Annotated in this window: 23 protein-coding genes, 1 tRNA gene and 1 pseudogene; 16 read left to right on the top strand and 9 right to left on the bottom strand. The window is 68.8% G+C overall.

What is annotated here, in order from left to right; translation table 11 throughout:
- Positions 1-5: 5 nt before the first annotated feature.
- Complete coding sequence (gene ilvA / locus D3218_RS08785; RefSeq protein ID WP_119539617.1) at positions 6-1,259, bottom strand: threonine ammonia-lyase IlvA; 1,254 nt, start codon at positions 1,257-1,259, stop codon at positions 6-8.
- Positions 1,260-1,625: 366 nt separating this feature from the next.
- Here ilvA and D3218_RS08780 point away from each other — a divergent pair.
- Together D3218_RS08780 and D3218_RS08775 are read left to right on the top strand one after the other, a co-directional pair.
- Positions 1,626-1,710, top strand: a tRNA-Leu gene (locus tag D3218_RS08780).
- Between the two features lie 219 nt (positions 1,711-1,929).
- A complete protein-coding gene (locus tag D3218_RS08775; protein ID WP_119539616.1) occupies positions 1,930-2,118 on the top strand; it encodes a hypothetical protein in 189 nt (62 codons plus the stop codon).
- Positions 2,119-2,176: 58 nt separating this feature from the next.
- Here the strand turns inward: D3218_RS08775 and wrbA are convergent, their stop codons facing one another.
- On the bottom strand, positions 2,177-2,776 hold the full coding sequence (wrbA, locus tag D3218_RS08770) for an NAD(P)H:quinone oxidoreductase (protein WP_119539615.1): 600 nt from the start codon (positions 2,774-2,776) through the stop codon (positions 2,177-2,179).
- Between the two features lie 191 nt (positions 2,777-2,967).
- Between wrbA and D3218_RS08765 the strand changes: the two genes are divergently transcribed.
- The 4 genes from D3218_RS08765 (at position 2,968) to D3218_RS08750 (ending at position 9,293) form a co-directional block, all read left to right on the top strand.
- Positions 2,968-3,729 (top strand): competence/damage-inducible protein A, encoded by a 762-nt coding sequence (locus D3218_RS08765; protein ID WP_245414980.1) that lies wholly within the window; start codon positions 2,968-2,970, stop codon positions 3,727-3,729.
- A 66-nt stretch (positions 3,730-3,795) separates the two neighbouring features.
- A complete protein-coding gene (gene gpt, locus D3218_RS08760; protein ID WP_119539614.1) occupies positions 3,796-4,293 on the top strand; it encodes a xanthine phosphoribosyltransferase in 498 nt (165 codons plus the stop codon).
- 468 nt (positions 4,294-4,761) lie between these two features.
- The gene (locus D3218_RS08755) at positions 4,762-8,580 is read left to right on the top strand and encodes a vitamin B12-dependent ribonucleotide reductase (protein ID WP_119539894.1); all 3,819 of its coding nucleotides are present in this window, start codon (positions 4,762-4,764) and stop codon (positions 8,578-8,580) included.
- A gap of 239 nt (positions 8,581-8,819) precedes the next feature.
- Positions 8,820-9,293 carry a hypothetical protein gene (locus D3218_RS08750; protein WP_136625074.1) on the top strand — a complete coding sequence of 158 codons (474 nt, stop codon included), beginning with the start codon at positions 8,820-8,822 and terminating at the stop codon, positions 9,291-9,293.
- Positions 9,294-9,373: 80 nt separating this feature from the next.
- Here D3218_RS08750 and D3218_RS08745 read toward each other — a convergent pair whose 3' ends face one another.
- Positions 9,374-10,024 carry a DUF6891 domain-containing protein gene (locus D3218_RS08745; protein ID WP_119539612.1) on the bottom strand — a complete coding sequence of 217 codons (651 nt, stop codon included), beginning with the start codon at positions 10,022-10,024 and terminating at the stop codon, positions 9,374-9,376.
- A 114-nt stretch (positions 10,025-10,138) separates the two neighbouring features.
- Between D3218_RS08745 and D3218_RS08740 the strand changes: the two genes are divergently transcribed.
- The 6 genes from D3218_RS08740 (at position 10,139) to D3218_RS08715 (ending at position 14,734) form a co-directional block, all read left to right on the top strand.
- Positions 10,139-10,561, top strand: a complete 423-nt coding sequence (locus D3218_RS08740; RefSeq protein WP_119539611.1) for a hypothetical protein — start codon at positions 10,139-10,141, stop codon at positions 10,559-10,561.
- A gap of 582 nt (positions 10,562-11,143) precedes the next feature.
- A complete protein-coding gene (locus tag D3218_RS08735; RefSeq protein ID WP_136625073.1) occupies positions 11,144-11,677 on the top strand; it encodes a hypothetical protein in 534 nt (177 codons plus the stop codon).
- Positions 11,678-12,239: 562 nt separating this feature from the next.
- Positions 12,240-13,190 carry a DUF3829 domain-containing protein gene (locus tag D3218_RS08730; protein ID WP_168990464.1) on the top strand — a complete coding sequence of 317 codons (951 nt, stop codon included), beginning with the start codon at positions 12,240-12,242 and terminating at the stop codon, positions 13,188-13,190.
- Between the two features lie 73 nt (positions 13,191-13,263).
- Positions 13,264-13,890, top strand: coding sequence for a hypothetical protein (locus tag D3218_RS20075; protein ID WP_119539608.1), 627 nt, complete (start codon positions 13,264-13,266; stop codon positions 13,888-13,890).
- Positions 13,891-13,940: 50 nt separating this feature from the next.
- Positions 13,941-14,189: a hypothetical protein gene (locus D3218_RS08720; RefSeq protein WP_136625072.1), complete on the top strand. Its 249-nt coding sequence runs from the start codon at positions 13,941-13,943 to the stop codon at positions 14,187-14,189.
- Complete coding sequence (locus D3218_RS08715) at positions 14,186-14,734, top strand: hypothetical protein (RefSeq protein WP_245414979.1); 549 nt, start codon at positions 14,186-14,188, stop codon at positions 14,732-14,734. Before D3218_RS08720 ends, D3218_RS08715 begins: the two co-directional genes overlap by 4 nt.
- A 305-nt stretch (positions 14,735-15,039) precedes the next feature.
- Here D3218_RS08715 and D3218_RS08705 read toward each other — a convergent pair.
- Positions 15,040-15,255: pseudogene (locus D3218_RS08705) on the bottom strand (ATP-binding protein); the annotation flags it as partial.
- A 207-nt stretch (positions 15,256-15,462) separates the two neighbouring features.
- On the opposite strand from D3218_RS08705, the gene D3218_RS08700 reads away from it, so the two are divergent.
- Entirely contained in the window at positions 15,463-16,335 is an 873-nt protein-coding gene (locus tag D3218_RS08700; protein WP_119539605.1) for a LysR family transcriptional regulator, read from the top strand.
- Here D3218_RS08700 and D3218_RS08695 read toward each other — a convergent pair.
- The 5 genes from D3218_RS08695 to D3218_RS08675 form a co-directional block, all read right to left on the bottom strand.
- A complete protein-coding gene (locus tag D3218_RS08695) occupies positions 16,301-17,536 on the bottom strand; it encodes an aspartate aminotransferase family protein (RefSeq protein WP_119539604.1) in 1,236 nt (411 codons plus the stop codon). The two genes, D3218_RS08700 and D3218_RS08695, sit on opposite strands and share 35 nt — an antisense overlap.
- A gap of 2 nt (positions 17,537-17,538) precedes the next feature.
- Positions 17,539-18,825 (bottom strand): TRAP transporter large permease, encoded by a 1,287-nt coding sequence (locus D3218_RS08690; protein ID WP_119539603.1) that lies wholly within the window; start codon positions 18,823-18,825, stop codon positions 17,539-17,541.
- Positions 18,822-19,328: a TRAP transporter small permease gene (locus D3218_RS08685; RefSeq protein ID WP_119539602.1), complete on the bottom strand. Its 507-nt coding sequence runs from the start codon at positions 19,326-19,328 to the stop codon at positions 18,822-18,824. The genes D3218_RS08690 and D3218_RS08685 overlap by 4 nt, the downstream gene beginning before the upstream one ends.
- Before the next feature lie 84 nt (positions 19,329-19,412).
- On the bottom strand, positions 19,413-20,384 hold the full coding sequence (locus D3218_RS08680) for a TRAP transporter substrate-binding protein (protein WP_119539601.1): 972 nt from the start codon (positions 20,382-20,384) through the stop codon (positions 19,413-19,415).
- Between the two features lie 634 nt (positions 20,385-21,018).
- The gene (locus D3218_RS08675) at positions 21,019-21,870 is read right to left on the bottom strand and encodes a formate/nitrite transporter family protein (RefSeq protein WP_119539600.1); all 852 of its coding nucleotides are present in this window, start codon (positions 21,868-21,870) and stop codon (positions 21,019-21,021) included.
- A gap of 237 nt (positions 21,871-22,107) precedes the next feature.
- On the opposite strand from D3218_RS08675, the gene D3218_RS08670 reads away from it, so the two are divergent.
- From D3218_RS08670 to D3218_RS08660, 3 genes are read left to right on the top strand one after another with little or no spacing between them, the layout of a single operon-like run.
- On the top strand, positions 22,108-23,514 hold the full coding sequence (locus tag D3218_RS08670) for a cytochrome c (protein ID WP_119539892.1): 1,407 nt from the start codon (positions 22,108-22,110) through the stop codon (positions 23,512-23,514).
- Positions 23,508-24,002: a (2Fe-2S)-binding protein gene (locus D3218_RS08665; protein ID WP_119539599.1), complete on the top strand. Its 495-nt coding sequence runs from the start codon at positions 23,508-23,510 to the stop codon at positions 24,000-24,002. The genes D3218_RS08670 and D3218_RS08665 overlap by 7 nt, the downstream gene beginning before the upstream one ends.
- Entirely contained in the window at positions 24,002-26,269 is a 2,268-nt protein-coding gene (locus D3218_RS08660) for a xanthine dehydrogenase family protein molybdopterin-binding subunit (RefSeq protein ID WP_119539598.1), read from the top strand. Before D3218_RS08665 ends, D3218_RS08660 begins: the two co-directional genes overlap by 1 nt.
- Positions 26,270-26,272 lie beyond the last annotated feature (3 nt).

Below are 26,272 nucleotides of genomic sequence, written 5' to 3'. Positions count from 1 at the left end.
TCCGCTCAGATCAGGAGATCCGACATGATCTGGTTGTCCGTGATGTCCTGATAGCGGATGCCCGACTCCGCGAAGCGCGCCAGCAGCGTGTCGAAGTTTCCGGCGTTGCGCGTCTCGATGCCGAGGAGGATCGATCCGAAGTCGCGCGCCGACTTCTTCAGGTACTCGAAGCGCGAGATGTCGTCCTCCGGGCCGAGCAGCGCCAGGAAGTCGCGCAGCGCGCCCGGGCGCTGGGCGAGGCGAAGGATGAAGTACTTCTTCAGCCCCTCGAAGCGCAGCGCCCGCTCCTTCACGTCGGGCAGGCGCTCGAAGTCGAAGTTGCCGCCCGAGACGACCAGCACCACCGTCTTGCCGCGCACCTCGCCGCCGAGCGCGCGCAGGGCGTCGATCGCCAGCGCGCCGGCCGGCTCCAGCACGATGCCCTCGACGTTGAGCATCTCGATCATGGTCTGGCAGAGACGGCCTTCCGGGCACAGCAGGACATGCTCGGGCGTGAAGCGGCTCAGGATCTCGAAGGGCAGCGCCCCGATCTCGGCCACCGCCGCACCGTCCACGAACCCGTCGACCTGCTCGAGACGGACGCGGCGCCCCTCGATCAGGCTGGTGCGAAGGCTCGGCGCGCCGAGCGGCTCGACCAGACGAATGTCAGGCGAACCCGGTCCCTCGAAGATGCGGGTCATGCCCGAGGCGAGGCCGCCGCCGCCGACCGGAAGCACGAGCATCTCGGGATGCTCGGTCCCGAGCTGCTGCATCACCTCCAGCCCGACGGTCGCCTGACCCTCCACGATGTCGGCATGGTCGAAGGGCGGCACCATGGCCGCGCCGCTGGTCTCGGCGTAGCGACGCGCGGCAGCGTAGCTTTCGTCGAAGATGTCGCCCACCAGCTCGATCTCGATGGCGTCGCCGCCGAACATGCGTGTCTTGGCGATCTTCTGCTGCGGCGTCGTCACCGGCATGAAGACCCGGCCCTTGAGACCGAAATGCTTGCAGGCGAAGGCGAACCCTTGCGCGTGGTTGCCCGCCGAGGCGCAGGTGAAGCGCGCGGCGGCCTCGCCCGCCTCGATGCGCTTGCGCATGAAGTTGAAGGCGCCCCGGATCTTGTAGGAGCGCACGGGGGTGAGGTCCTCGCGCTTCAGAAAGACGCGCGCGCCGTAGCGGCGGGACAGGTGCTCGTTGAGTTGGAGGGGCGTTTCGGGAAACAGGTCGCGCAGCGCGGTCAGCGCCGCCTCGACGCCCGGACGGAAATCGGCGTTCGGCATGGGAGGTGTCTATATCTCGGAACGGCGCGAAGCCGGATCGGCGCGCCTGGACATCGGTGGGGCCGTGGCCCGGTCGGTGGGGATGGGACGATGCGCTTCGCGCGCCCTGTCGTCGCCGCCGGACGTGCTTTCGGCGACCGCGCTATCGGGCGGCGGTCAGAGCGAAAGGACGCCGGCGCCGATAATCAGGAGCGGGACTCCGCCGATCGAAGCAACAAATGGCATCGCGCGCTCCCTTTCCATCGCGTTTCCGTGACCCGCTCCATGCGGCAACGGAGCCGACTTGTAAAGCCGCACCCCTTCCGCCGTGCCGCGCGCCGGACTAGAAGCGGACACCGCGCAGGACGAGATTGCGTCCGGCGCGTCGCAGGCGTGGCGAAACGGTATACGCGACGGACTTAAAATCCGTTGTCCGAGTGGCATGCGGGTTCGAGTCCCGCCGCCTGCACCACATCGGTCGTTTGCGACCCGATCTTCCGGCTTTAAATCAGACCAAATAATCGGGGCGTACGGAAACGCTCAAAACTTGGTGCGCCGGGCTACCCGATCAGCATGTGGCTGCGAAAGTGTCGCAAACACTTTCGCAGGTTTCATTTGTCTTCCGCCCGACGGCGTGTTCATCTCGGGCCGAGGGTTGGATCCATGGAGGCGGTTCGAGGAGGATCGGTCAATGTCTGAAATCAAGCGCATCCCCTTGTCAGCATCCGTTCCGTCCGATCCCTGGCTCGAGTTCGGGGACGAAAAAGCGTCCGACCTGCTGCTGCACTTGCGCCGCGACAATCTGGCGCTCGGCCGGCTGCGCGACGCGCTGTCCGCTGACATGGACACCGCCTCCTTCGCCGAGACGCCGCACCGGTAAGCCGGCCGACGGGTGGACATGCCCGGCCGCCGCGTCGCGACGGGCCGGGCATGGTCGATCAGGCCGAAAGCTTGCCCGCGATCTGCGCGATGTGACGGCCCTGGAACCGGGCGCCGTCGAGTTCGATCTCGCTCGGCTGGCGCGAGCCGTCGCCGTTGGCGATGGTGGTCGCACCGTAGGGAGAGCCGCCCACGATCTGGTCCGACGCCATCTGCCCCTGGAACGAATAGGGCAGGCCCACCAGCACGAGCCCATGATGCAGCAGCGTCTTGTGGACCGAAAGGATCGTCGCCTCGTTGCCGCCGTGCTGGGTCGCCGAGGAGGAGAACGCGCCGCCGACCTTGCCGATCAGCTTGCCCTGCGCCCAGAGGCCGCCCGTACGGTCCCAGAACGCGGCCATCTGCGAGGCCATGTTGCCGTAGCGGGTCGGCACGCCGACGATGATCGCGTCGTAGTTCGCCAGGTCCTCCGGCTGGGCCTCGGGGAAGTCGTGGTCCGCCTTGAAGCCCGCGGCCTTCACCACCTCGGCGGGCGCCGTTTCGGGCACGCGGCGGATATCGGCTTCGGCGCCGCCCTCGCGCGCGCCCTCGGCCACGGCCTTCGCCATGGTCTCGATATGGCCGTAGCTCGAATAGTAGAGAACCAGTACCTTCGCCATCGCAACCTCGTCTCGTGTCGGCCGTCCGGGCGGCGCCCGGACCCTTTCCGTGGCCGCACTTAGAGCGCCTCGCGCCCCGGAATACGAGGGGGCGCGACGTGACGCACCGTTTACCCGATCGCACCGTCGGGCCCGCCCTTCCCTCGGGCGCGGTTTCGCCGCAAACCTTGGGCGGCACGCGGAGGGATTCGATGATCGACGAGACGAGGGTTCACACGGCGGCGATGCTGGCGATCGGGGACGAGCTCCTGTCCGGCCGCACCAAGGACCGCAACATCGCGCATCTGGCGCAGGTGCTGACGCTAGCCGGGCTCGACCTGCGCGAGGTGCGCATCGTGCCGGACGTCGAGGACGAGATCGTCGCGGCGCTGAACGCACTGCGCGCGCGCCACGACTTCGTCTTCACCTCGGGCGGCATCGGCCCGACGCACGACGACATCACCGCCGATGCGGTGGGCCGGGCGTTCGCCCTTGCCGTGGAGCCCCATCCGGAAGCGGAGCGCCGGCTCGCCGCCTATTACGAGGGCCGCTCGCTGCCCTTCACCGAAGCCCGCCGCCGGATGACGCGCACGCCGCGCGGCGCCACGCTGATCGACAATCCGGTCTCCGTCGCGCCCGGCTTCCGCGTGGAAAACGTGTTCGTGATGGCGGGCGTGCCGGGAATCTTCACCGCGATGCTCGACAACGTGCTGCCGACCCTGCCGGCCGGCCCCGTGATGACCAGCGTCGCGATCCCCTGCCCCGTCGGCGAAGGCGATGTCGGCGGGCCGCTCGGCGAGATCCAGAAGCGGCACCCCGAAACGGCGATCGGCTCCTATCCGAAGTTCGACGGCCATCGCTGCACGACCGAGCTCGTGGTCCGCTCGCGCAGCGAGGCCGCCCGGGACGACGCCGCCGCCGACATCCGCACCATGATCGAAGGGCTTGTCGCGGCGGGCGCCAAGCCTGCCTGAGCCTCCGGCTTGCCGCTCGCGCGCCGACGCGATAACGGGTGCGGCAGGTTCAAGGAGTCGTCGCCGATGTCCACCCCCGAGAAGTCCTTTCCCGTCTCCTGGGAGCAGTTCCACCGCGACGCGCGGGCGCTGGCCTGGCGGCTGGCGGGGCAGCGCGCGGAGTGGAAGGCGATCGTCTGCATCACGCGCGGCGGCCTCGTGCCGGCCGCGATCATCGCCCGCGAGCTCGGCACGCGCCTGATCGAGACGGTCTGCATCGCCTCCTATCACGAGTACGACACGCAAGGGGAACTGCAGGTCCTCAAGGACATCGCCCCTTCCCTGCGCGAGGACGACGGCGACGGCATCCTGATCGTCGACGACCTCACCGACACCGGCAAGACGGCGGCCCTGGTGCGCGCCATGCTGCCGAAGGCGCATTTCGCCACCGTCTACGCCAAGCCCAAGGGGCGGCCGCTGGTGGATACGTTCATCACCGAGGTGAGCCAGGACACGTGGATCTTCTTCCCATGGGATCTCGGCCTGTCGTTCCAGGCGCCCATCGCCAAGGGCTCGGCCGGCTGACCTGAGGTCGCGGTCGGGCGTGCGCTCAAGGAGCGCACCGCCTTGCGGCACACGTGCCAAACTGCCTCAGTCCGGCGTCGATCGGTCCACCCGTCCCGGCGTTCCGAGACGTCGTCGTCCCCAGTTCTCCACAGGCCGCCGCCAGGGACGGACGCCGACCGGAAAATATTTAAATGTGTGGCTCGTTGGTCCCCCGACACCGTTCGGCGTTGGTTTTCCGAGCCTTGCGAGCGGTTCGCGCGATCCGCTCCCGCATCGAATCGGGCATGTCCGGAACGGACTCCAAAACGCCCCTGGCGCAAGCCCCTGCCATTCGGTGCCCGAACACCATATTTTGGGTTCAGCAGCGCGTAAGCTACCACCGTTAGTGCCGACACGCTGGATCAGTTCAATTCACTGGCCGAGATGCCGCATCCGTAGGGTGCGTCGACCATCCGAGCCGGTCGTCGTGAGGGCAGAGCCATGGGCATGAAGATCGAACGCCGATACACGCGGGCCGACCAGGGCGCCTACGACTCCATCGAGTTCCGCAAGGCCACGAGCGAGATCCGCAACCCGGACGGCTCGGTGGTCTTCCGCCTGGCCGACATCGACGTTCCTGCCCAGTTCAGCCAGGTCGCGAGCGACATCCTCGCCCAGAAGTACTTCCGCAAGGCGGGCGTGCCCAAGGCCCTGCGCAAGGTCGAGGAGAACGACGTCCCCTCCTGGCTCTGGCGCTCGGTCGCCGACGAGGACGCCCTGTCCGCCCTGCCCGAGGCTGAGCGCACCGGCTCGGAGATGGATGCCCGCCAGGTGTTCGACCGCCTTGCCGGTACCTGGACCTACTGGGGCTGGAAGGGCGGCTACTTCCAGTCGGAGGAGGACGCGCGCGCCTTCCGCGACGAGCTGGCGTATATGCTCGCCACCCAGAAGGTCGCGCCCAACTCGCCGCAGTGGTTCAACACCGGCCTCCATTGGGCCTATGGGATCGACGGCCCGGGCCAGGGCCACTTCTACGTCGACTACCGCACCGGCGAGCTGACGCGCTCGGCCTCCTCCTACGAGCACCCGCAGCCGCACGCCTGCTTCATCCAGTCCGTCGCCGACGACCTCGTCAACGAGGGCGGCATCATGGACCTTTGGGTGCGCGAGGCGCGCCTGTTCAAGTACGGCTCGGGCACCGGCTCCAACTTCTCCGCCCTGCGCGGCGAGGGCGAGAAGCTGGCCGGCGGCGGCAAGTCCTCGGGCCTGATGAGCTTCCTCAAGATCGGCGACCGCGCGGCGGGCGCCATCAAGTCGGGCGGCACGACGCGCCGCGCCGCCAAGATGGTCGTGGTCGACATCGACCATCCCGACATCGAAGCCTACATCCAGTGGAAGGTGCGCGAGGAGGAGAAGGTCGCCGCGCTGGTGACCGGCTCCAAGACCGTGTCGAAGCACCTGAAGGCGATCCTGTCGGCCTGCGTCAACTGCGAGGGCGGCACCGGCGACGAGTGCTTCGACCCCAACGTGAACCCCGTGCTGAAGCGCGCCGTGAAGGACGCCAAGCGCGCCCAGGTGCCCGAGAACTACGTCAAGCGCGTCATCCAGTTCGCGCGCCAGGGCTACACGGACATCGACTTCCCCGTCTACAACACGGACTGGGACTCGGAAGCCTATCTCACCGTCGCCGGTCAGAACTCCAACAATTCGGTGCGCGTCACCGACGAGTTCCTCCAGGCGGTGGAGCAGGACGGCGAGCACAAGCTGGTGGGCCGCACCACGGGCAAGGTGACGAAGACGCTCAAGGCCCGCGAGCTCTGGGACCGGATCGGCTACGCCGCCTGGGCCTCGGCCGATCCCGGCATCCAGTTCCACACCACCATCAACGACTGGCACACCTGCGCTGCGGCCGGCGCGATCAACGCGTCGAACCCCTGCTCCGAATACATGTTCCTGGACGACACGGCCTGCAACCTGGCTTCCATAAACCTCCTGCAGTTCCGCGAAGCCAACGGCCGCTTCGACGTCGACGCCTACGAGCACGCTACGCGTCTGTGGACGATCGTGCTCGAGATCTCGGTGCTGATGGCGCAGTTCCCCTCCAAGGAGATCGCGCAGCGCTCCTACGACTACCGGACGCTCGGCCTCGGCTTCGCCAATATCGGCGGCCTGCTGATGACGGCCGGCATCCCCTATTCCTCGGCCGAGGGCCGGGCGATCTGCGGCGCCCTGTCGGCCATCATGACCGGCGTGTCCTACGCCACGTCCGCCGAGATGGCCCGCGAACTCGGTCCCTTCCCGGACTACGAGCGCAACGCCGACGGAATGCTGCGCGTCATCCGCAACCATTCGCGCGCCGCGCAGGGGCTCGCCAACGGCTACGAGGGCCTGGCGGTCGATCCGGTGCCGCTCGATCACGCCTCGCTGAAGGACAAGCGCCTGTCGGCGCGCGCCCGGCAGGCCTGGACGCAGGCCCAGGAGCTCGGCGAGAAGCACGGCTACCGCAACGCGCAGGTCTCGGTGATCGCACCCACCGGCACGATCGGCCTCGTGATGGACTGCGACACCACGGGTATCGAGCCGGACTTCGCGCTGGTGAAGTTCAAGAAGCTGGCCGGCGGCGGCTACTTCAAGATCATCAACCGCGCCGTGCCGGAAGCCCTGCGCACGCTCGGCTACTCCGAGGCGCAGATCGCCGAGATCGAGGCCTACGCCGTCGGCCACGGCAACCTCAACCAGGCGCCTGCCGTCAACCCCGGCTCGCTTCGGGCCAAGGGCTTCGGCGACGATCAGATCGCTGCGCTGAACGAGGGGCTGAAGAGCGCCTTCGACATCAAGTTCGCCTTCAACAAGTGGACGCTGGGCGAGGCCTTCTGCAAAGAGGTGCTCGGCATCTCCGACGAGCAGCTCGCCGACTTCTCCTTCGAGTTCCTCCCCTTCCTCGGCTTCTCCCGCAAGGATATCGAGGCCGCCAACATCCACGTCTGCGGCGCGATGACGCTGGAAGGGGCCCCCTTCCTCAAGGCCGAGCATCTGCCGGTGTTCGACTGCGCCAGCCCGTGCGGGCGCATCGGCAAGCGCTCGCTCTCGGTGGAATCGCACATCCGCATGATGGCGGCCTCGCAACCCTTCATCTCGGGCGCGATCTCCAAGACCATCAACATGCCGAACGACGCGACGGTGGAGGACTGCAACAGCGCCTACATGCTGTCGTGGAAGCTCGCGCTGAAGGCGAACGCCCTCTATCGCGACGGCTCCAAGCTCTCCCAGCCGCTCAACGCCTCGCTGATCGCCGACGAGGACGACGAGGACGATCTGGTCGAGGAGACGGCGGCCGCGATCGCCGCCGCTCCCGCGGCGGTGCAGGCGACCGAGATCGCCGAGCGCATCGTGGAGCGCGTCATCGAGAAGGTGGTGCGCGAGCGCGAGAAGCTGCCGAACCGTCGCAAGGGCTACACGCAGAAGGCCATCGTCGGCGGCCATAAGGTGTATCTGCGCACCGGCGAGTTCGACGACGGCCGCCTCGGCGAGATCTTCATCGACATGCACAAGGAAGGCGCCGCCTTCCGCGCGATGATGAACAACTTCGCCATCGCCATCTCGCTGGGCCTTCAGTTCGGCGTGCCGCTCGACGAATACGTGGAGGCCTTCACCTTTACGCGCTTCGAGCCGGCCGGCATGGTCCAGGGCAACGAGGCGATCAAAAACGCGACGTCGATCCTCGACTACGTGTTCCGCGAGCTGGCCGTGTCCTATCTCGGCCGCCACGACCTCGCCCACGTCCAGCCGGAGGACTTCGGCGCCTCGACCATCGGGCGCGGCGTGGAAGGCGACAAGCCGGCCGCCCTGCCGATCTCCAGCGGCATGGTGCGCGGGCAGACGGCGAAGTTCCGCCTCGTGTCTTCGGACGCGCAGGGGTCGGGCGCACCGGCCGGCCAGTCGAAGCCCGCCGGCGGCACCGGCGCGGTCGCGCGCCCGGTGACCGTGGCCTCCGCCCCGGTCCGCGGCGCCGCGACGATGGGCGGCAGCCAGGCGGCGGCCTTCAAGCGCGACTACGAGACGGCGCCGCTGGACGAGCCCGCCCCCGTGGCCGACGCCTCGCCGGCCCAGGGTCTCTTCGACAGCCCCCTCGCCTACGCCGCGACGGCGCGCGACGTCTCCCGCGTCGAGGCTCCCGCCAAGGCTACCAGCGCCGAACGCCGGGCCCAGGCCCTGATGAAGGGATACACCGGAGACTCCTGCTCCGAGTGCTCGAACTTCACCATGGTCCGCAACGGCACCTGCCTCAAATGCGACACCTGCGGCTCGACGTCGGGCTGCTCGTGAACGGTTAGCTGCCTTTAGAGCAAGCGACCACAGTCGAGATAAACCTGCGCGGCTCCCAGCCGCGCAGGAATGCTTACGAGAACAAACCGTGATTCGGGCATCCAGCGTCATAACGGACGTTCAGCACGCCAAGAGGCCCTGGCACGGGCCTTCTTCCCGGAGTGTCAGTCATGCTCGAACCAACCGCTCCCGTTCCGCCTCCAAGTCCGGCCCACCCATCCGCGACACGGCTCCTGTGCATGGTCCACGAGTTGCATAGGGGCGGATACCAGCATCTCCGTTTCGCCTCGGGACTGGCACCGAGCGGTGTGCACTGGCGCTGCTCGATCACCCATGCCGGCAACATGAGCGACGACGGGCTGCGTATCGTCGACCATTCATCGAGCGAAGACGTGGCTTCCTACTCGACGGGTTCGAAGGACCGGTACTTCGGCTGGTCGGACACGCCGGGCCTCCCAGCAAAAGAACTGGCCACGTTGTTCGCGGAGCGCTTCCCACGGATCGTGCGGATGGGCAGAGGCCGGGACTGGGCCTATGCCGGCTGGCTGACGGAGGCGATCGGCCGCGCCGAGCGGGGCGGGCCGTCCAGCCTGCCCGTTTTCTTCGCGGATTACCCGTTGGAGCTCGATCCGACCCATCTGCCTCCGCCCGTGCGAACGCGAACTCGCTGGCGGAGGGCATGGGACGCCGTACGCCGTGAGCGGCGACGCTAGGGGCTGCTCGATCGCGAGCTTTCGCCCCGAGGCGGCCGTCGAAGGGTTCGGCGAGGTTTTGGTAAGCGGTCCTCGGCGGATCAGTCGACAGGACTGCGTTTTCGCCAATCGATCGGCCATATCAGGATGCGCGTGTCCACGTCGCCCTCCCACCGCGTGCCCAATCCTTGCGCCTCGACGGCGGAGACGATCTCGCCCCCGATCCGGCGCGCCATCTCGTCGCGTTCATCGAAGGCACCGAACGCGAGATACAGACCGCCGTCGCCCACCGCCTCCACGTCCTGCCCGTGGTAGAACGCGAAGCCCCGCGCCTCGACCCCTTCCTCCCGACCCTGGTGGTAGACCTCCCAGGCGTCCGAGATGCCGTCCGAACGTGTGTAGCCGGCGCGGTGCAGGGCGACGATGCCAGTCGCCGTCAGCGCGTCGAAGGCGGCGACAAGGCGGTCGAAGTCGGTGATCGCCGGCCAGACCGCCTCGTCCGCCCGCTTGGTCTCGAAGGCTCGCTCGACCTCCGCCTCGACCCAGCGCCGGTCCTCCGGGTCGAGACGGTCGGGGTCGAGGTAGTCCTCGACGACGGCGGTGAGCGCGGACACTTCCGAGTGGAAGCCTCCCCGTGCCAGAACGTGGATCTGGTGCACCACGTCGGCCCGATCGAGGGGCTCCGGTTCGGCGACCGCCTGTTCCGGGACCCCTTGCGCGCGGCCGAGAAGACGATTCAGAAAACCCAACACGCCGATCCCCCGCCTGCAACTCAACGGATCCTAAGCCGGATGCATCCACTATCAATGCAGAATGCACCCCGAGCGACGTCTCGACGGTGACGCGCCGTTCAGAACGGGACGATCATGCACGACACCACCGATTCCGAACGGGATCGCGCGGCGGAAGCCGCGACGGCACGCAGACGGTCCACCAAGCGACGCCGCCCGGTTCAGCGCAGTTTAGGCGACCTGTTGGACGCCGTCCCCTACATCGCTTTCCTCGGCGTTCCGGTCGCGGCTCTCATGCTCGACGCCGCCATCCCGGGCAGGCCGGACCCGGGTGATGCGTACCGCAGGTGGTGGATCGTCGGTCGCTTCGCGCTTTGGTTTTATGTCCCGTCGATACTGGCCTGCGGCCTCGTCGAGTGGCAGGCGCGCCGGCAAGGTTGGGCGCGGACTTGCGTGATCGTTCGCGTGGTCCGATGGGCGCACTTCCTCGCAGCCTTCGGCCCGATCATCGGCCTCGTGGTCTTCCTTGCGATGAGCGGCGCCCTGGTGCCCTTCTGAACACGAACCGAGAAGAACGGCGATCAGCAAAACGTGAGGGCAGCGCGATGTGCACGATGTCCGCATCGTGGCGGCGGACGCCATTCGAGCCCGCGGCAGCGCCATACGAGCCATCATCGCACCGCTGATCCGTGGATTGTCGGCGTCGGATCGGGCGCGCAAGGCACGAACATCGCCAAGGTCCATGCGGCAGCGCGCACCGCGCCGTCGGCGACGACGGAAGGCACTCGACCGAGGACCGATTGTGGCAGACGCATGGCCGACGTCGATTGGCGAGGCGAGCCGGGCACCCACGAAAACGCTGCCCGTCGAGTGGTTTAGCCGGCAATTTACCACCTCCGACAAATAGTTTGACCGACCGCGAGCAGTGGTTAGGCTCGATCCCGCAATGAACAGTGCGGTAGAAATCAGTGGATCTGAAAGTGCTGCCGAGCACCGGATAAGAAATTCCGCCCGCCGGATCCAGCGCTTAACGGCACGATCGCAGACGTTCGCCCGCGCAGCGACGCGAGCGACGGCGGATAGATGCGGCAAGTCTCTGCCAACACTTATCTCCAGATCCCGACACAGAGGTGAATGCTGATGGCCAGCAAGAACGCGACGAAGCAGACCGAGGTCACCTGGGGCGACGATCGCACCAACGCCAACGACTTCGACATGCACAACGCGACCACTCAGGACGCCAACAATTTGGAGCTTGCGCTCCTTCATCTCCAAGGCTCGGACCAGGCGAGCGACATCGTCGACGCTGTGAGCGGCACCGACGTCCACTTCGACCATAGCAGCGTGTGGGCGGACGAGGCGCTGGCGGACGGGTCCGGCGTGGTCTGGAACCCCGATGTCGGCTTGCAGCTCTCGGACGGCGACATCATCAGCCCCGCCGCCGCGCTGGGTTCGGAGTTCGCGCACGTGGCCTTGCCCGGCGGCCTCGACCAGAACGCGACAGACGACGCCTACTGGAGCAACTCGGCCGAAGCCATCGCCCATACGGCGGCCAACGAGTTCGGAGCGGATCTGGGGGAGCCATACCGTGACGGCTACGACGACGGCACGCCGATCGTCGTGGAAGGGGTGACATACTCGACGAACGGCGATCTCGGCGCCGACATCCCGTAGCTCTCTCGGGGCGGTCGTTCCGGTAATCACGAATGCCTGCCGTATAAGGCGACGACCCGGCTTCACGCGGCTCGCGCGGAACCGGGTCGTCAGGTTTTGGACGCGTGAAACCCGCCGTCCGTACGTCCCGAACCCGTCGGCGACCGGGTGCAGATCAGGGGCCTGTATGACGACGAATACGCGTTGGATGATCTGGGCGGCCTTCATGACCGCGTGCCTTCTCGTGATCTGGTATCTCTGACGGCCGGACCTGACGCTTTCCCAGGCGGCGACGGCCGGAGGCCCGCCCGAAGCCCGAAGCGCATTCGAGATGCAAGCCGCGCGCCCCGTCCCGTGGTCCGCCGTTCGCCCCAGGATGCGTCGAGCCGGACGATGCAGCCGGCGTCCGGCATCCTCGCCCGCCTAGGCCTATCGCGTGGCGTGCCGCACGAGGACTGGCAGGGTCGAAGCGCCGCGATACATGCGTCGGCCAGGAGAATCGTCGCGGCCGGGGTCGGAGTCCTCTCGTCCGGGAACGGACGGATGGCTTCGCGTTGCGGTCGGCAGGGCAGAGGGGTCGAAGATGGGGCATCGCGTTCGCGCGCGGGTGACGGGGTTTGCTATGCTGGCGGCGGCCTGCCTCGCGGGGTGCAACGGCGAGGGGAAGGACGGCGCCGCGCAGGGCTCCGCGTCGGCCGAACAGACGGAGGTCGCCAAGTCCAACGCCTACATCATCGCCGCCAACGAAAGCTCGGGACTGTTCGCCAAGGCTCTGGAGACTTACCGGAATACGGTCTCGCCGAAGCTGGCCGGCGACCGCCCCCTGGAGAACTACGCAGTGGTTCCGGTCGGGCAGGTCACCAAGATCCGCACCCGTCTGGAGGCCGCAGGCGCGATGGAGGGGTCGATCCCCGAGATCGAACCGGCGGCCCGCGACTACGCGACCGCGATCGCAGCCTTCGAGCCGGTCAACAACGGGCTGGCCAACTATGCCCAATCCAAGGGCTTCCTCACGGACGATGGCGCCAAGGCACGGGCGGAGGATGCCACCTTCGTGGCGTCGCTCGCCAAGGTCGCGGACGCGGAAGCGGTCTTCTTCGACAGGATCGCAGCACGCGACGAGCGCCTGATGCGCGAGACTTACGACAGGGCGCCGGAAGGCAGCGTGGAGCGCTACCGCGCCGGCATCGTGCTCAGCGGCAAGGCGGCGATGAAGGAGGTCGCGACCGTCTTCGGCGACCCGGCCGACGTCGCTGCGCGGGAGGCGTTCGCCGGGAATCTCGAGGAGATGGCGACCATGGTCGAGAACTGGGACCGTGCCGTGCGGGCCGAGAAGCCGGAGGGGTGCCCGGTGCTTCAGAGCCGATTCAACTCTGTGATCGCGGACGGGCGCAACGCGGTCCGAAACGCCGAGGAAGGCCAGTTCGACCCGGAATCCGGCATGGGCTCCGTCAGGCTCCAGTATGCGTTCAGCGGCCTCCAGAGCAACTTCTCCATGATGATCCTGCAACTCAACCAACCCTTCCCCTGCTGAGAGATCAGTGCCGAAGGACCGAAGTGGCGAACCCGGGGATCGCGGACGACGACGGATCGGATCGAGGCGTGACGTGACCGTTCGGCTTTCCCTTCCCACCCTTGCCGCGCTGCTGCTGGCCTTTGCCCATCCCGCAGGCGCCTCGAAGCCGCTGTCGGGAAGCTATGGCCCGCTGGCGCTCGCCGTGGGGGACGACGGGTCGGTTCACGGGGTCTTCGCCGAGCGCCGGGTCGGCAACGGCTCGGTGGACGCTCCCCAGTTCAGCTGCCTGTTCCTGCTGGAAGGCCGCCTGGAAGGTGACTCGGCGGATGTCGACACATGGGTCCCGGGCGAGGTCGATCGCATCGGCGGCGAGCTTCGCCTCGGCGCGGAGCCGACCCTGCGGCTGGAGGAAAACCACGGCGGCTGCCTGATGACGACCGGCGACATGCGGGACGCGCCCTACGACCTCCTTCTGGACGAGCCGCGCGCGGACTGGATCGGAGCGGGGCTCGTCACGGCCGAGCGGGCGATCCTCCGCCCTTCCCCTTCGGATGCGCCCGGCAGCAGGCGCCCCTATCTCGTCCGGTTCGACCCGGTCGCGGTGCTGGCGCGCCGCCCCGGCTGGATCCATGTCGAGTATCTCGAAGCCGCCGGCGGACGCGTGACCGGGTGGCTTCGGGAAGCCGACGTGACATTGAGTGCGGCTCGGCGTCGGTGACGGGTCACCGCCGGTGGATCCGGAGGCTAGCCCTCGCCCTGGCGGGCGGCGTGCCCCGTGCGGTGATCCTCGTGCCGGAGGGACGGCTGGCCCGTCGCAAGCCCCATCTCACCGAAGCGCAGCCCGATGGGGCTTGGAGCGTGACGATCTGTGGCCGCCCACAGCTGTTCGCCATGCCGGGCGGGGGATCGGACGCGCCCGGCTGGATCGTCCTGCGCGACGATCGCGGCGCCATCCGGGGCCTGTCCTCGCTCGCCATGCTGCAGCTCTACGGGACGATGGGCGGGGACACGTCTTGAACGCGGCGAAGCGTCTCGCGCCCCATGGTCTTCGAGCTCCCGCTCGATCCGGCGAGGAACCGCATCGAGCGATGGGGGGACGAGCGCATCTGGCGGCTACGGGCTTTGACGGGCCCGACGCCCAGCGACAAGGGGCTCAGCTGAAACGCACGATCCCATTCTTCTGCATCGCGACGGTCCTGGCTTGGCTGCCTCCGCCGACCGCGAGCGCGCAGGGCCTAGTGCCCGTCGAGATCGGCGGCGACGCCGAATTCGACGCTTGCCCGAGCCTCGGGCGGATCGTCGGGCTCGATCCGAACGGCGACAACTTCCTGTCGGTTCGCGAGGGACCCGCCGCGGGGCACCGGGAACGCGATCGCCTCGGTGCCAGCACCCTCGTCGCCATCTGCGACGAACGCGGTCCCTGGTTCGGCATCGTCTATCCCGCCGGGGGAACGGACACCGATTGCGGCGTGTCGTCCCCGCGCGAGACACGCATCCCCTATCGAGGTCTCTGCCGCTCGGGCTGGGTGCACGGCCGCTTCGTGCAGGTCGTCGCGGGATGAGACGGCGAGCGCCCGCCGCCCGGATCGCCCGAACCGCCTTGGCCTTCGCACTTCTGACCATCACTGTCTGGCTGAACGCCACGATCCTGATCGAAGCCTATGGCTCCGGGCCTCCCTACCACGGGCGCACGGCCAACATGGACAAGTGGACCCATCCCCTGCCCTCCCTCATCTCACTCGATGTCGTGGGAATCCTTGTGGTGCGCGCTCTTGTTTATCGTACGGCCTGCAGAGCCGACCCGTGATTGGCGTCCGAATTTGCACCTGAAGCGTGACCGTGCGGACGCCGATGGTCTCGAAGGGGGTCACAGGTGGTTCTTGAAGCGCCAGCTTTCGTCGCCGGTCTCGACGATGTCGCAGCGGTGCGTGTGGCGGTCGAGGAGCGCGGTGGTCGTCTTGGTGTCGCCGAACACCGAGGGCCATTTGTCGAAGGCGAGGTTCGTGGTCGCGATCACCGAGGTCTGCTCGTTGAGCCGGCTGACGCGGTGGAACAGGAGCTGGCCGCCGGACTGGCGGAACGGCGAATGTAAGGGCGGATCCGCCGGCGTGGCCCGCTCTTCGGCCTTGAAGCGCGGCGCCCGCGTCGCGCGAGGGCCGGCGCTCGCTGGCCGCCGTCGGCATGCCGCGCCGGCACTGTCGGGGACGGCCTCGGCCTTCCGCAATTGGGGAGTTGCGCCGATACGGGACTGGTCGCATCCTGGCGGCGGACACGAAGGCGATCCGGTTCCTTGCAGCATTTCGACCTCGATACCCTGGCGACGTTCATCGCGATCGTCGAGACCGGGAGCTTCACGAACGCGGGTGAACGCGTCGGGCGCAGCCAGGCGGCCGTGTCGACCTCCATCCTGCGGCTGGAGGAGCGGTTGGGCGTCCGGCTCCTCAACCGGACCTCGCGCACGATATCGCTGACGCCCGCCGGAGAACTGCTGTTCGCAAGGGCGATCAAGCTGATCGAGATCGAGCAGGAGACGCTCGAGGAACTCGGTGGCGTCGGAACGCAGAAGCGCGTCCGCCTGGGGATGCCCGACGACTACATCGGCCTCTTCGGAGTGTGCGTGATGGAGAAGTTCTCCTCGCGCTTCACCGACATCTCCATCGAGGTGGTCTGCGAGTTCTCCGAGGATCTCGAACCGCTGGTGGCGCGCGGCGACATCGATCTGGCCATCATCACCCGTCGCGCCGGCGACATGCAGGGCGAGCTCTTGAAGCTCGAGCGTCAGATCTGGTGCGCGTCGGCGACCTTCCAGCCCGACAAGGCGGCCGAACTTCCCCTCGCCCTGTTTCCCGAGAACTGCCGGGCGCGACCCCACATCCTGCGCGCGTTGCAGGATGCCGGGCTGCCCTGGAAGGTCGTCTGGGTGTCGTCGCACCTGCAATCGGTGCAGTCGGCGGTGATGATGGGTTTTGCGATCACGGCGCTGCCGCAGTCGGCGCTGACCTTCGAGCACCGCGTCCTGACCGAGGCCGACGGCCTGCCGCCCCTGCCGGACCTCGAGCTCGCGCTGGTCCGGGCCCCCGGCATCAACCTCGCGGGACGACGCCTGGCGTCCTTCCTTCTGTCCGAATTCACGCCTGCGGAAGCGACGCCACCGCCGCCGTGACGGCCTCCTCCATCGCCGCCACCACGGCGTCGGAATGGGCGAAGCTGAGATAGAAGCGTCCGAAGGCCTGCGGCATCGTCATCACCGACTGGCGACGCAGGGCCGTGTGCAGGGACAGGGTCCTCGCGGGGTTCGCGGCGGCGGCCGCGTCCTCGTAGGCCGCCGGCGGAGCTTGGCCGAACCAGAGCGTGAAGACCGGCCCGAAGCCCGACGTGCGGACCGCCACGCCGCGCCGCGCGAAAGCCTCGGCCAGCGTGCCCCGAACGCGCTGTCCGCGCGCTTCGAGCGCCGCATAGTCGCTCGCGCGGAGCTGCCCCAGCGAGGCGCTCACCGCAGCCGTGGCGACCGGATTACCGCTATAGGTGCCGGCCCGCACCGCGCGCCCGTCGGCCGCGGCGGCGAGGATGTCCGGCCGTCCGGCCACGGCCGCCACCGCGAAGCCGTTGCCGATCGCCTTGCCGAGTGTCGCGATGTCCGGCTCGAAGCCGAGCGCGTGGCTCGCCAGGCCGAAGCGCAGGCGGAAACCCGTCAGCACCTCGTCGGCGATGAGCAGCGCGCCGTTGCGGCGCGCCAGTTCCCCCAGCCGCGCCAGATAGCCGGGCGCCGCCTCGATGCAGCCGGCGTTGGCGAGCAGCGGCTCGACGATCACGGCGGCGATGTCGCTGCGCTCGGCGAACAGCCGCTCGGCATCGGCGAGGTCGTTGAAGCGCAGCAGCGCGACGTCGCTCCGCTCGGGGCGCGGGCCGTTTCCGATCAGCGCCTCCGGCGAGCCGGCATTGCCGAAGGCGACGGGATCGAACCAGCCGTCGAAGCCGGCCGCCATCTTGACGATCGTCCGACGCCCGGTGACGGCTCGCGCGATGCGGCACGCCATGTGCACCGCCTCGCTGCCCGAGTTGGTGAAGAGGACGCTCGACAAGGGGCCGCAGGCGGCGGCAATGGCGGCGGCCGCCTCCTCCTCGCCGTCGTGGGCGAAGGCGGGCATGGAGCCGCGCTCCACGACCTTGTGCACCGCCTCGTTCACCACCGGGTCGGCGTGGCCGAGAAGGATCGCGCCGAAGCCGAGCGCGGTGTCGATGTAGCGTCGCCCGTCCTTGCCCCAGATATGGGGACCGGACGCACGCTCCACGACGAAGGGCTGTCCATCGAGCGCAGGCAGCGCCCGTCCGGCACTCGAGATGCCGCCTACGAGATGTTGCATCGTCAGTTTCCTAGAAGGCCCGGCAGCCACTCGCTCAAGGCGGGGAACGCCGCCAGGAGCACGAGCACGACGAGGCTCGCGATCCAGAACGGCACGAGCTGGCGCGTCACGGCCCCGATCTCGACCCGCCCGACATTGCAGACCACGAAGAGATTGGTGCCGACGGGCGGCGTGTAGAGGCCGACGCCGAGGGCGACGGTGAAGAGGACGCCGATCTGGAAGGGCTGGAGGCCGGCCTGCGAGAGGACGGGTGCCAGGATCGGCGCGAGAATGATGAGCGCGGGCCCGAGGTCGAGCCAGGTGCCGACGAACAGGAGGATCAGGATCACCATCGCCACCGTGCCCACCGGCCCGGCGCCCGCCGTCTCGATCAGCCCGCTGACCGCATGCGGCAACTGTTCCACCGTGAGGATCCAGGCGAAGGGCGTGGCGATGGCGACGATCAGCATCACGGCGCCGGTTCCCGAGACGGTCTCGACCAGCGCGTGTCCGACCTCCTTCCACGTCAGCTCGCGATAGACCAGCCCGCCAGCGGCGAGCGCGTAGACCACGGAGAGCGCGGCGGCCTCCGTCGCGGTGGCGAGGCCCGACAGGATCGTGCCGATGATGAAGAAGGGCATAGCGAGGGCCGGCAGCGCATAGAGCACGTCCTGCAGGAACTGGCGGAAGGTCTTGTCTGAGGTCCGCCCGTGGTAGCCGTTGCGCTTGGCGATGATCCACGAGGTGACCAGGAAGGCCACGGCGATCACCGCGCCGGGGACGACGCCGGCCAGGAACAGGCCGCCGATCGAGGTGTTGGTGAGGACGCCGTAGAGGATGAAGATGACGCTCGGCGGCACGATGATCCCGAGCGTACCCGAAGCGGCGGTGATCGCGGCGGCGTAGGAGCGCGGGTATCCCTGGCTCTCCATCGCCGGGATCATCAGTTTCGCGACGGCGCTGGTGTCGGCGGTCGCCGAGCCGCTGATGCCGCCGTAGACGAACGCGGTGGCGACGTTGACGAAGCCGAGGCCGCCGGTGAAGCGCCCGAAGAGGTAGTCGGCCAGCGAGATCAGGCGCCGGGTCAGGCCGCCGCGATTCATCAGTTCGCCGCTGAACAGGAAGAGCGGGATCGCGGCGAGATAGATGGAATCCGCCCCGCGCAGGACCTGTTGCGACAGCCATGCTGCCGGCATCGACAGGTCGCCGAAGGCGAGCGCGGCGACCGTCGAGAAGCCCATGGCCCAGAGGATCGGCATGCCGATCCCGAGGCAGAGAAGGAATGCGGCGAAGAGGACGAACGTGGTCATCGCGCGTCTCCCGCCCGCAGGTCCTGGACGATGCGCGCGACGACGATCAGGGCGACGCCGGCGGCGAAGACGACCAGCGGCGCGATCTGGACGAGGCGCGGCAGCCGGAGCACGGCCGTCGGGGCCATGCCGCTGCGACCGGCGAAGGCGATGCCGCTTCGCAGCATCTCGACCGCCAGCCAGAGGGTCAGCGCGGAGCCGACGAGCGCCACGATCCGCCGGCCCCGACGCCCGAGGCCCTGGACGAGGACCGTGAAGGCGACGTTCTCGCGCCTCAGCTCGGCGACCACGACGCCGGCGAAGCTCGTCCACAGGAAGAGGATGCCGGACATCTCGAAGGTCCATTCCAGCCCGCGCACGCCGAGATAGCGGGCGGCGACGCCGAGCAGCGTGGCGGTGGTCATGCCGAGAAAGGCCGATACGGCGATCGAGGTCATCAACCAGCCGAACCAGCGCAGCGCGCGAGGATCGGCCGGATACGGCGGGTCGGTTTGAATGGTCATGGATCGTTTCCGAGAGCGGCACGAGCGGGCGTCCGTCCCGCAGGGACGTTCAGCCCCGCGAGGCGGACGGCGCGAGCCCTGCGATCAGTTCTTGGCGGCTTCGCGGACCTTGGCGACGAGATCCTCGCCCCATTCCCGGCCGAACTGGGAATAGACGTCGCCAACCATGTCCCGGAACGGCGCCTGGTCGACGGTATTGACCGCCACGCCGTCGGCTTCGAGCGTCTTCTGCACCTCGTCGTAGGTCTTGGTGAGCTCGCTGCGATACCAGGCCACGGTTTCCGTCACGGCCTGATCGACCGCGGCCTTGTCCTTGTCGTCGAGCGCGTCGTAGCGGTCCTTGTTCATGAACCAGTAGTTCGGCGTCCAGACGTAGTTCGCGATCGAGAGATACTTGGTGGTCTCGTACCATTTCTGGTCGAGGAAATCGCGCATCTCCGGCTCCGTGCCGTCCACGACGCCGGACTGGAGCGAGGTGTAGACCTCGCCGAACGGGATCGACTGCGGCAGCGCGCCGAGCGCCGTCATCGTGGCGAGGAGAACCGGATTGCCGGGCACGCGGATCTTCACGCCCTCGAGGTCGGCCGGCGCGTTCACCGGGCCCTTGGTCAGGGCGAACTGACGGAAACCGGAATCGAGCGCCCCGAGCATGTGATAGCCGTTGTCCGCACCGAGCGCGAACAGGTCCTTGCCGACCGGCCCGTCCAGGAAGGCGTGCACGGCGCCGAGGTCCTTGAACAGGAACGGGAGGGTCATGACGTTGAGCTTGGGGTCGATGGCGTCGGCCACGCCGCCGAGCCCGATGTCGATCGAACCGTTGCCCACGCCGTCGGCGATCGCCGCTTCGTCGCCGAGCTGTCCGTCCGGGAAGATCTGAACCTCGAGGTCGCCGCCCGAGTTGGCGCCGACCTTTTCCGCGAACATCGCGGCGGCCCTCTGGATCAGGCTGTTCGAGGAGGATTCATGGGCAAGCCGAAGCGTCTCGGCATTCGAGGTGCCGGCCGCCAGGACGGCGGACAGGACGACAAGCATGCGGGTGGCCGTGGTCTTCAACATCGCGTCGGGTCCTTGATCGCAGTTGCCACACCTTATGCAGCGCCCGCGAAAAGGCCATTGCGTAGTCACCTGCATTCCATGCAAACAATTTATGCAGTCATCGCCTTCGTGAATGGGCACGGCAGGGTGCTCCCGCGGACGCTCGTCCCGCACCGATGACGGATGCCCTACCGCCGGTTTTCGGCCGGCGTCCCGGTCTCGACCGTCGCGACCGGGCTTGCCGCTCCTCACAGCGAGCGGCGAGATAGGGACGTGGTGGCTCCCGCTCTGGCCTGCCGGTCCCGCCTGTCGTGCGACGGCTCCTGACGCGTGGGGGCCTTGCGCGGCGGTGCCCGGTTCCGCGCCGGCGTGCTCCTTGTCTCGCGCTGGCTTCCGAACTTGGCGCTCGTCTGAATCACCGGGACGTCAGCGGTGGCCAGGTCGGTGATCCGCCCCATGGGCTCCCACGCCTTGTAGCCCGCGCCTGCTCGACCTCGAACGGCCGCTGCCGCCGCGTTGCGCGGCCGCATCGATCCGCGCGGCGGTCCCGGTCTGCACCGACTGGACTCGACGACTTCGGTCGGCGCTTCGTGGTTCCGGCTGCGGCCTCCCCCTCGTCCCGCTGACGCGCCGATCCAACCGTTCGCCGCCTGCGCTACTGTTGGAGCTCGGGCGCGACCTGGCCGAAGTTGAAGCAGGCGACCAGCGCGACGCCGCCGACCATGTTCCCCAGCAGCGTCGGCAGGAAGAAGGTGAAGGCGTAGTCGCCGAACGACGCCGCGCCGCTCTGGACCAGGAACGACGCCTCCACCGAACCGGCGATGATGTGGGCGAAGCCGCCGAGGGCGACCACGTAGGTGACCACCACGATCACGAAGGGTTTGGAATCGCCCGACGCCGGCATCAGCCAGACCATCAGCGCGATCAGCCAGCCCGCGAAGACCGCCTTCAGGAACATCGCGCCAAAGGGCGATGCCATGGTGGATGCGGAGAAGGTGGCGATGGCCTGCCGGATCTCGGCATCGAAGACCGGCGTGTGGGCGAGCACCGCGGCGAACATCCAGGTCGCCGCGATGTTGGACACGAGCACGATCGACCACAGCCGCAACACCTGGAGGACGCGCCGCCGGCTCGGGTTGCGCAGGAGCGGCAGCACCGGCGTCAGGGTGTTCTCGGTGAAGAGCTGCTGCCGGCCGAGAACCACGATCAGAAATCCGACCGTGTAGCCGAGCGACGTCAGGAGATGCTTCCAGGGCGCTTCGGGCAGGGCCACCACGAGGATCGCCGGCACCACGACGGAGAAGCCGATGGAAAGGCCGGCGGCCAGCCCCGACATCATCAGGGCGAAGGCGCTGCGCTCCAGTTCGCGCTCGCCCTCGGCGCGAATGGTCTCGTGGATCAGCGCCGCGCTCGGGCGGCTCTGGTGATCCACCGCCCGCTGCTCGCCCTGCGTCAGATCGTCCATCGCGCTCGCGGGCGACAGGCGGTTCTCGTGCTCCTCGGTCATCTCGCGGGTTCGCCTGACGCGGACGGGGCCGCCGTTGGTGTGCGTTCGCGCGGGTAGATGCGCGTCGAGCCGCCGAAGTCGATGATCCGCGTCAGGCTATCGCGTCGCGGCCTCGACCGGATTTGCTTGGGTACACAAGAAGTCTTGAAGGTTGAATGGCTTGGAAGGATCGCCCGTGCCGCTAGCTGAGTGCCTTGTAGCGGTTCCAAACTGGAGCCGTCCTTGATCGAGCGGCCGATGAAGCTTCGACACCTGGGCGCGGGCCTCCTGGTTCTCGCCGCCATCGGCGGTGGCGCTTTCGCGGCGCTGGCCTGGAAGAGCGAGATCGCGCCGATCGACGCCGCGCAGCTGCCGGCCTTCGATCCCGAACTCGTGCGACAGGGCGAGGATCTCGCAGCCGTCGGCAACTGCGTCGTGTGCCACACGGCGCCGGGCGGCCGGCCCTTCGCCGGCGGTCGACCCCTGGAGACCCCGTTCGGCACGATCTACGCCACCAACATCACGCCCGACCGCGAAACCGGGATCGGACGCTGGAGCGAGCCGGCGTTCCAGCGCTCCATGCGCGAAGGCGTCGACCGCGAGGGCCGCCATCTCTATCCCGCCTTTCCCTACGATCACTTCACGCGGGTGACGGACGAGGACAACCGTGCGCTCTACGCCTATCTGATGACGCGCGAGCCGGTGGCCGCGCGGGCGCCGGAGAACGAACTCCCGTTCCCGCTGAACGTGCGGGCGATCCTGGCGGGCTGGAAGCTCCTGTTCCTGCGGGAAGGCCCGTTCCAGCCCGATCCCGCCAGGGATGCCGAGTGGAACCGAGGCGCCTATCTCGCCGAGGGGCTCGGGCATTGCGGCGCCTGCCACACGCCGCGCAACGTCCTCGGTGCGGCGAAGACCGGCTCGGCGCATTTCGGCGGCGGCGAATCCGACGGCTGGACCGCCTACGCCCTCAACGCCGATTCGCCCGCGCCGATCCCCTGGGACGTCGACAGCCTGACGCGCTATCTCCACACCGGCTGGGAGGCCAGCCACGGGGTCGCGCGCGGACCCATGGCGCCCGTCAACGCCAATCTCGGCACCCTGCCCGAATCCGAGTCGCGCGCCATCGCCACCTATGTCGCCTCGCTCATGGGCGAGCCGTCGGCCGAGAAACGCCGGCGCGCGGAGGCGCTGCTCGCGGAAGAGGGCACGCATGCGCCCGGCGCGGTGGTGGCCTCCGGCGGAAGCCAGACGGCGCCCGTGAGCCACGATCCGGCCGACCGGGGCGCGGCGATCTACGCCGCCGCATGCTCCACCTGCCACGACGCCGGCCGGCCCCTGCCCTACGGCGGTCTGCGCCTCGACCGTTCGACCGCGATCCACGGCCCCACCCCGGCCAATCCGATCAACGTCGTGCTGAACGGCATCCCGGCGCCCGAGGGCGGGCGAGGGCCGATCATGCCCGGCTATGCCGGCGCGTTCGACGACGGGCAGATCGCCGACCTCCTCGCCTACATGCGCCGCACCTTCAGCGACCAGCCGCCCTGGGACGACCCGTCGGACCTGATCGCCGAGGCGCGGGCGCGCGGCGCCGAGAACGGCCAGCAATCGCTGGACAGCGGCTCCGACGCGCCGGCCAACCCTTCCAAGCAGGAGACCTCATGGTAAGCCTGATCGTCAACGGCACGCCGCACGAGGTCGACGCCGAGCCCGACACGCCGCTCCTCTACGTGCTGCGGGACGAACTCGGGCTTCACGGCGCGAAATACGGGTGCGGTCTCGGCCAGTGCGGCGCCTGCACCGTGATGGTCGGGGACGAGGCGGTCTTGTCCTGCGTCACGCCGCTGCTGGTGATGGACGGCAAGGCCGTGACCACGGTCGAGGGCCTCGGAACGATCGAGGCTCCCGGCCCGATGCAGGAGGCCTTCATCGCCGAGCAGGCCGCCCAGTGCGGCTACTGCATCCCCGGGATGATGATGCGGGCGCAGGCGCTGCTGCAGCGCGATCCGGGCGTCTCGGACGAGACCATCCGCGCGCACATGGAGCCCAACCTCTGCCGCTGCGGCACGCATATGCGCATCCTCGCGGCGATCCGCCGGGCGGCCGACAGCATGCGCACGGCCGGCGCCGGCGCCACGGGTTCGAGGACAGGGTGATGAAGCGGCACGATCCCCACGCGCTGACCCGACGCAGCGTCCTTCTCGGCTCCGGCTCGCTGGTCCTCGCCTTCTCGATGCGCGACGCCTGGGCGCAAGGGGCCACCTCGCCCGGCAGCGAGACGCAGAACTTCCAGGCCGTGGAGGAGGCCGCGCCGGAGCTGCCGGGCAGCCTCAAGACCAATCCGAACCTCGAATCCTGGATCCGCATCGACGCCGCCGGCCGCGCCACGGTGTTCACCGGCAAGGCGGAACTCGGCCAGGGCATCCGAACCGCGCTCGTCCAGATCGCCGCCGAGGAGCTGGAGATGCCCTTCGACGGCATCGCGCTGGTCGGGCCGGACACGAGCGAGAGCCCGAACGAGGGCTTCACCGCGGGCAGCCACTCGATCCAGGACAGCGGCACGGCGATCCGGCACGTCGCGGCGCAGATCCGGGAGATCCTGATCGCCGAGGCCGGACGCCGCTGGAACCTCGCGGCGGCGGACCTGCGCGCCGAGGCGGGCGCCGTCGCGGCGGCCGACGGTCGCCGCGTGCCCTATGGGGAGCTTGTCTCGGGCGAACTGATCCGGGGCCGGGCGCGGCCGGGCGCTGCGCTGAAGCCGGCCGCCGCGTTCCGCGAGATGGGTCGCCCGCGGCAGCGCATCGACATTCCCGGCAAGGTCACCGGCGCCCCCGCCTACGTGCAGGACATGCGGCCGGACGGCATGGTGCATGGCCGCGTCCTTCGGCCGCCGAGCCCTCGCGCGCGCCTCGTCGCGCTCGAGGCTGCCGCGGTGGAGGCCATGCCGGGCGTCCTGTCGGTGGTGCGCGACGGCTCCTTCGTCGGCGTGCTCGCCGAGAAGGAGTGGCAGGCCATCAAGGCGCTGTGGACCCTGTCGATGCTTGCCCGCTGGGAGGAGCGCGAAGACCTCCCCGACGCCGGCGCGCTGGCCGAACACATCCTGTCGCGGCCGGTACAGGACGGTCAGGTCGCCCAGGAAGGCCAGCTCGGCACGGCGGGTCTCTCGGTGGTGGAGGCGCAGTTCACGCGGCCCTACCAGCTCCATGCCTCGATCGGCCCGTCCTGCGCCGTCGCGGTGCTGGAGGGCGGCGTGACCACCGTTTGGACGCATACGCAAGGGGTCTATCCCGATCAGGAGGCCATCGCCGAGATGCTGGGCGTCGACACCGGCGCCGTTCGCTGCATCCATGTCGAGGGGTCGGGCTGCTACGGCCACAACGGCGCCGACGACGCGGCGGCCGATGCCGCGCGTCTGGCGCAGGCCGCGCCCGGCCGTCCCGTGCGCCTGCAATGGATGCGGGAGCAGGAACACGCCTGGGAGCCCTTCTCGCCGGGCATGGTGACCCGCATCCGCGCTGGCACGGACGCGTCGGGAAGCGTGGTGGACTGGCGTCACGAGGTCTGGAGCAACTCGCACAGCACCCGCCCGGGGGGCGCCAACTCGCTGCTCGCCGCCCAGTATCTCGCCCAACCCTTCGCGCCGGCGAGCCCGAAACTGCGCATCACGCCCGAGGGAAACGGCGACCGCAACGCCAATCCGCTCTACGCCTTCCCCAACCGCGACGTGGTCTGGCACTTCGTGGAGGAGATGCCGCTGCGCGTTTCCGCCCTGCGCGGTCTCGGCGCCTACATGAACGTGTTCTCGATCGAGAACATGATGGACGATCTGGCGGAACGCGCCGGTGCCGACCCCGTGGAATACCGGCTGCGCCACCTTCGCGACGAGCGCGCCCGTGCGGTGGTCGAGCGCGCGGCGGCCATGTTCGGCTGGCAGGCCGGGGAGCGTCCGCCGGCCCACCACGGCCGCGGCTTCGCCTTCGCGCGCTACAAGAACCTCGCCGCCTACTGCGCGGTCGCCATGGAGGTGATGGTGGAACCCGACACCGGCCGGGTCCGCATGCTCCGCGCCAGCGCGGCGGTGGACGCCGGCGAAGTCGTCAACCCGGACGGGATCGCCAACCAGGTGCAGGGCGGCATCGTCCAGTCCGCGAGCTGGACGCTCTACGAGGCCGCCACCTTCGATCGGACCCGCGTCACCTCGGTGGACTGGTCGACCTATCCGATCCTGCGCTTCGGCGCGCTGCCGGCGACGATCGACGTCGAGATCCTGCCGCGCCCGGACGAGCCGTTCCTGGGCGCGGGCGAATGCAGCCAGGGACCGGGCGGCGCCGCCCTCGCCAACGCCGTGACGCACGCGATCGGCCGGCGCATCCACGATCTTCCGCTAACGCGGGAGCGGATCCGGGAGGCGATGCGCGCCTGAGCC

The sequence above is a fragment of the Aureimonas flava genome (assembly GCF_003583935.1).
GTDB lineage: Bacteria > Pseudomonadota > Alphaproteobacteria > Rhizobiales > Rhizobiaceae > Aureimonas > Aureimonas flava.
The sequence above is the reverse complement of the archived record's forward strand: the minus strand, read 5'-3'. Positions and strand labels throughout refer to the sequence as shown.

What these genes read in the sequence shown, in the direction of transcription:
- ilvA (WP_119539617.1), bottom strand. Translation starts at nt 1,259, where the DNA reads ATGCCGAACGCCGATTTCCGTCCGGGCGTCGAGGCGGCGCTGACCGCG.
- D3218_RS08775 (WP_119539616.1), top strand. Translation starts at nt 1,930, where the DNA reads ATGTCTGAAATCAAGCGCATCCCCTTGTCAGCATCCGTTCCGTCCGAT.
- wrbA (WP_119539615.1), bottom strand. Translation starts at nt 2,776, where the DNA reads ATGGCGAAGGTACTGGTTCTCTACTATTCGAGCTACGGCCATATCGAG.
- D3218_RS08765 (WP_245414980.1), top strand. Translation starts at nt 2,968, where the DNA reads ATGATCGACGAGACGAGGGTTCACACGGCGGCGATGCTGGCGATCGGG.
- gpt (WP_119539614.1), top strand. Translation starts at nt 3,796, where the DNA reads ATGTCCACCCCCGAGAAGTCCTTTCCCGTCTCCTGGGAGCAGTTCCAC.
- D3218_RS08755 (WP_119539894.1), top strand. Translation starts at nt 4,762, where the DNA reads ATGAAGATCGAACGCCGATACACGCGGGCCGACCAGGGCGCCTACGAC.
- D3218_RS08750 (WP_136625074.1), top strand. Translation starts at nt 8,820, where the DNA reads ATGGTCCACGAGTTGCATAGGGGCGGATACCAGCATCTCCGTTTCGCC.
- D3218_RS08740 (WP_119539611.1), top strand. Translation starts at nt 10,139, where the DNA reads ATGCACGACACCACCGATTCCGAACGGGATCGCGCGGCGGAAGCCGCG.
- D3218_RS08735 (WP_136625073.1), top strand. Translation starts at nt 11,144, where the DNA reads ATGGCCAGCAAGAACGCGACGAAGCAGACCGAGGTCACCTGGGGCGAC.
- D3218_RS08730 (WP_168990464.1), top strand. Translation starts at nt 12,240, where the DNA reads ATGGGGCATCGCGTTCGCGCGCGGGTGACGGGGTTTGCTATGCTGGCG.
- D3218_RS08695 (WP_119539604.1), bottom strand. Translation starts at nt 17,536, where the DNA reads ATGCAACATCTCGTAGGCGGCATCTCGAGTGCCGGACGGGCGCTGCCT.
- D3218_RS08690 (WP_119539603.1), bottom strand. Translation starts at nt 18,825, where the DNA reads ATGACCACGTTCGTCCTCTTCGCCGCATTCCTTCTCTGCCTCGGGATC.
- D3218_RS08685 (WP_119539602.1), bottom strand. Translation starts at nt 19,328, where the DNA reads ATGACCATTCAAACCGACCCGCCGTATCCGGCCGATCCTCGCGCGCTG.
- D3218_RS08680 (WP_119539601.1), bottom strand. Translation starts at nt 20,384, where the DNA reads ATGTTGAAGACCACGGCCACCCGCATGCTTGTCGTCCTGTCCGCCGTC.
- D3218_RS08675 (WP_119539600.1), bottom strand. Translation starts at nt 21,870, where the DNA reads ATGACCGAGGAGCACGAGAACCGCCTGTCGCCCGCGAGCGCGATGGAC.
- D3218_RS08670 (WP_119539892.1), top strand. Translation starts at nt 22,108, where the DNA reads ATGAAGCTTCGACACCTGGGCGCGGGCCTCCTGGTTCTCGCCGCCATC.
- D3218_RS08665 (WP_119539599.1), top strand. Translation starts at nt 23,508, where the DNA reads ATGGTAAGCCTGATCGTCAACGGCACGCCGCACGAGGTCGACGCCGAG.
- D3218_RS08660 (WP_119539598.1), top strand. Translation starts at nt 24,002, where the DNA reads ATGAAGCGGCACGATCCCCACGCGCTGACCCGACGCAGCGTCCTTCTC.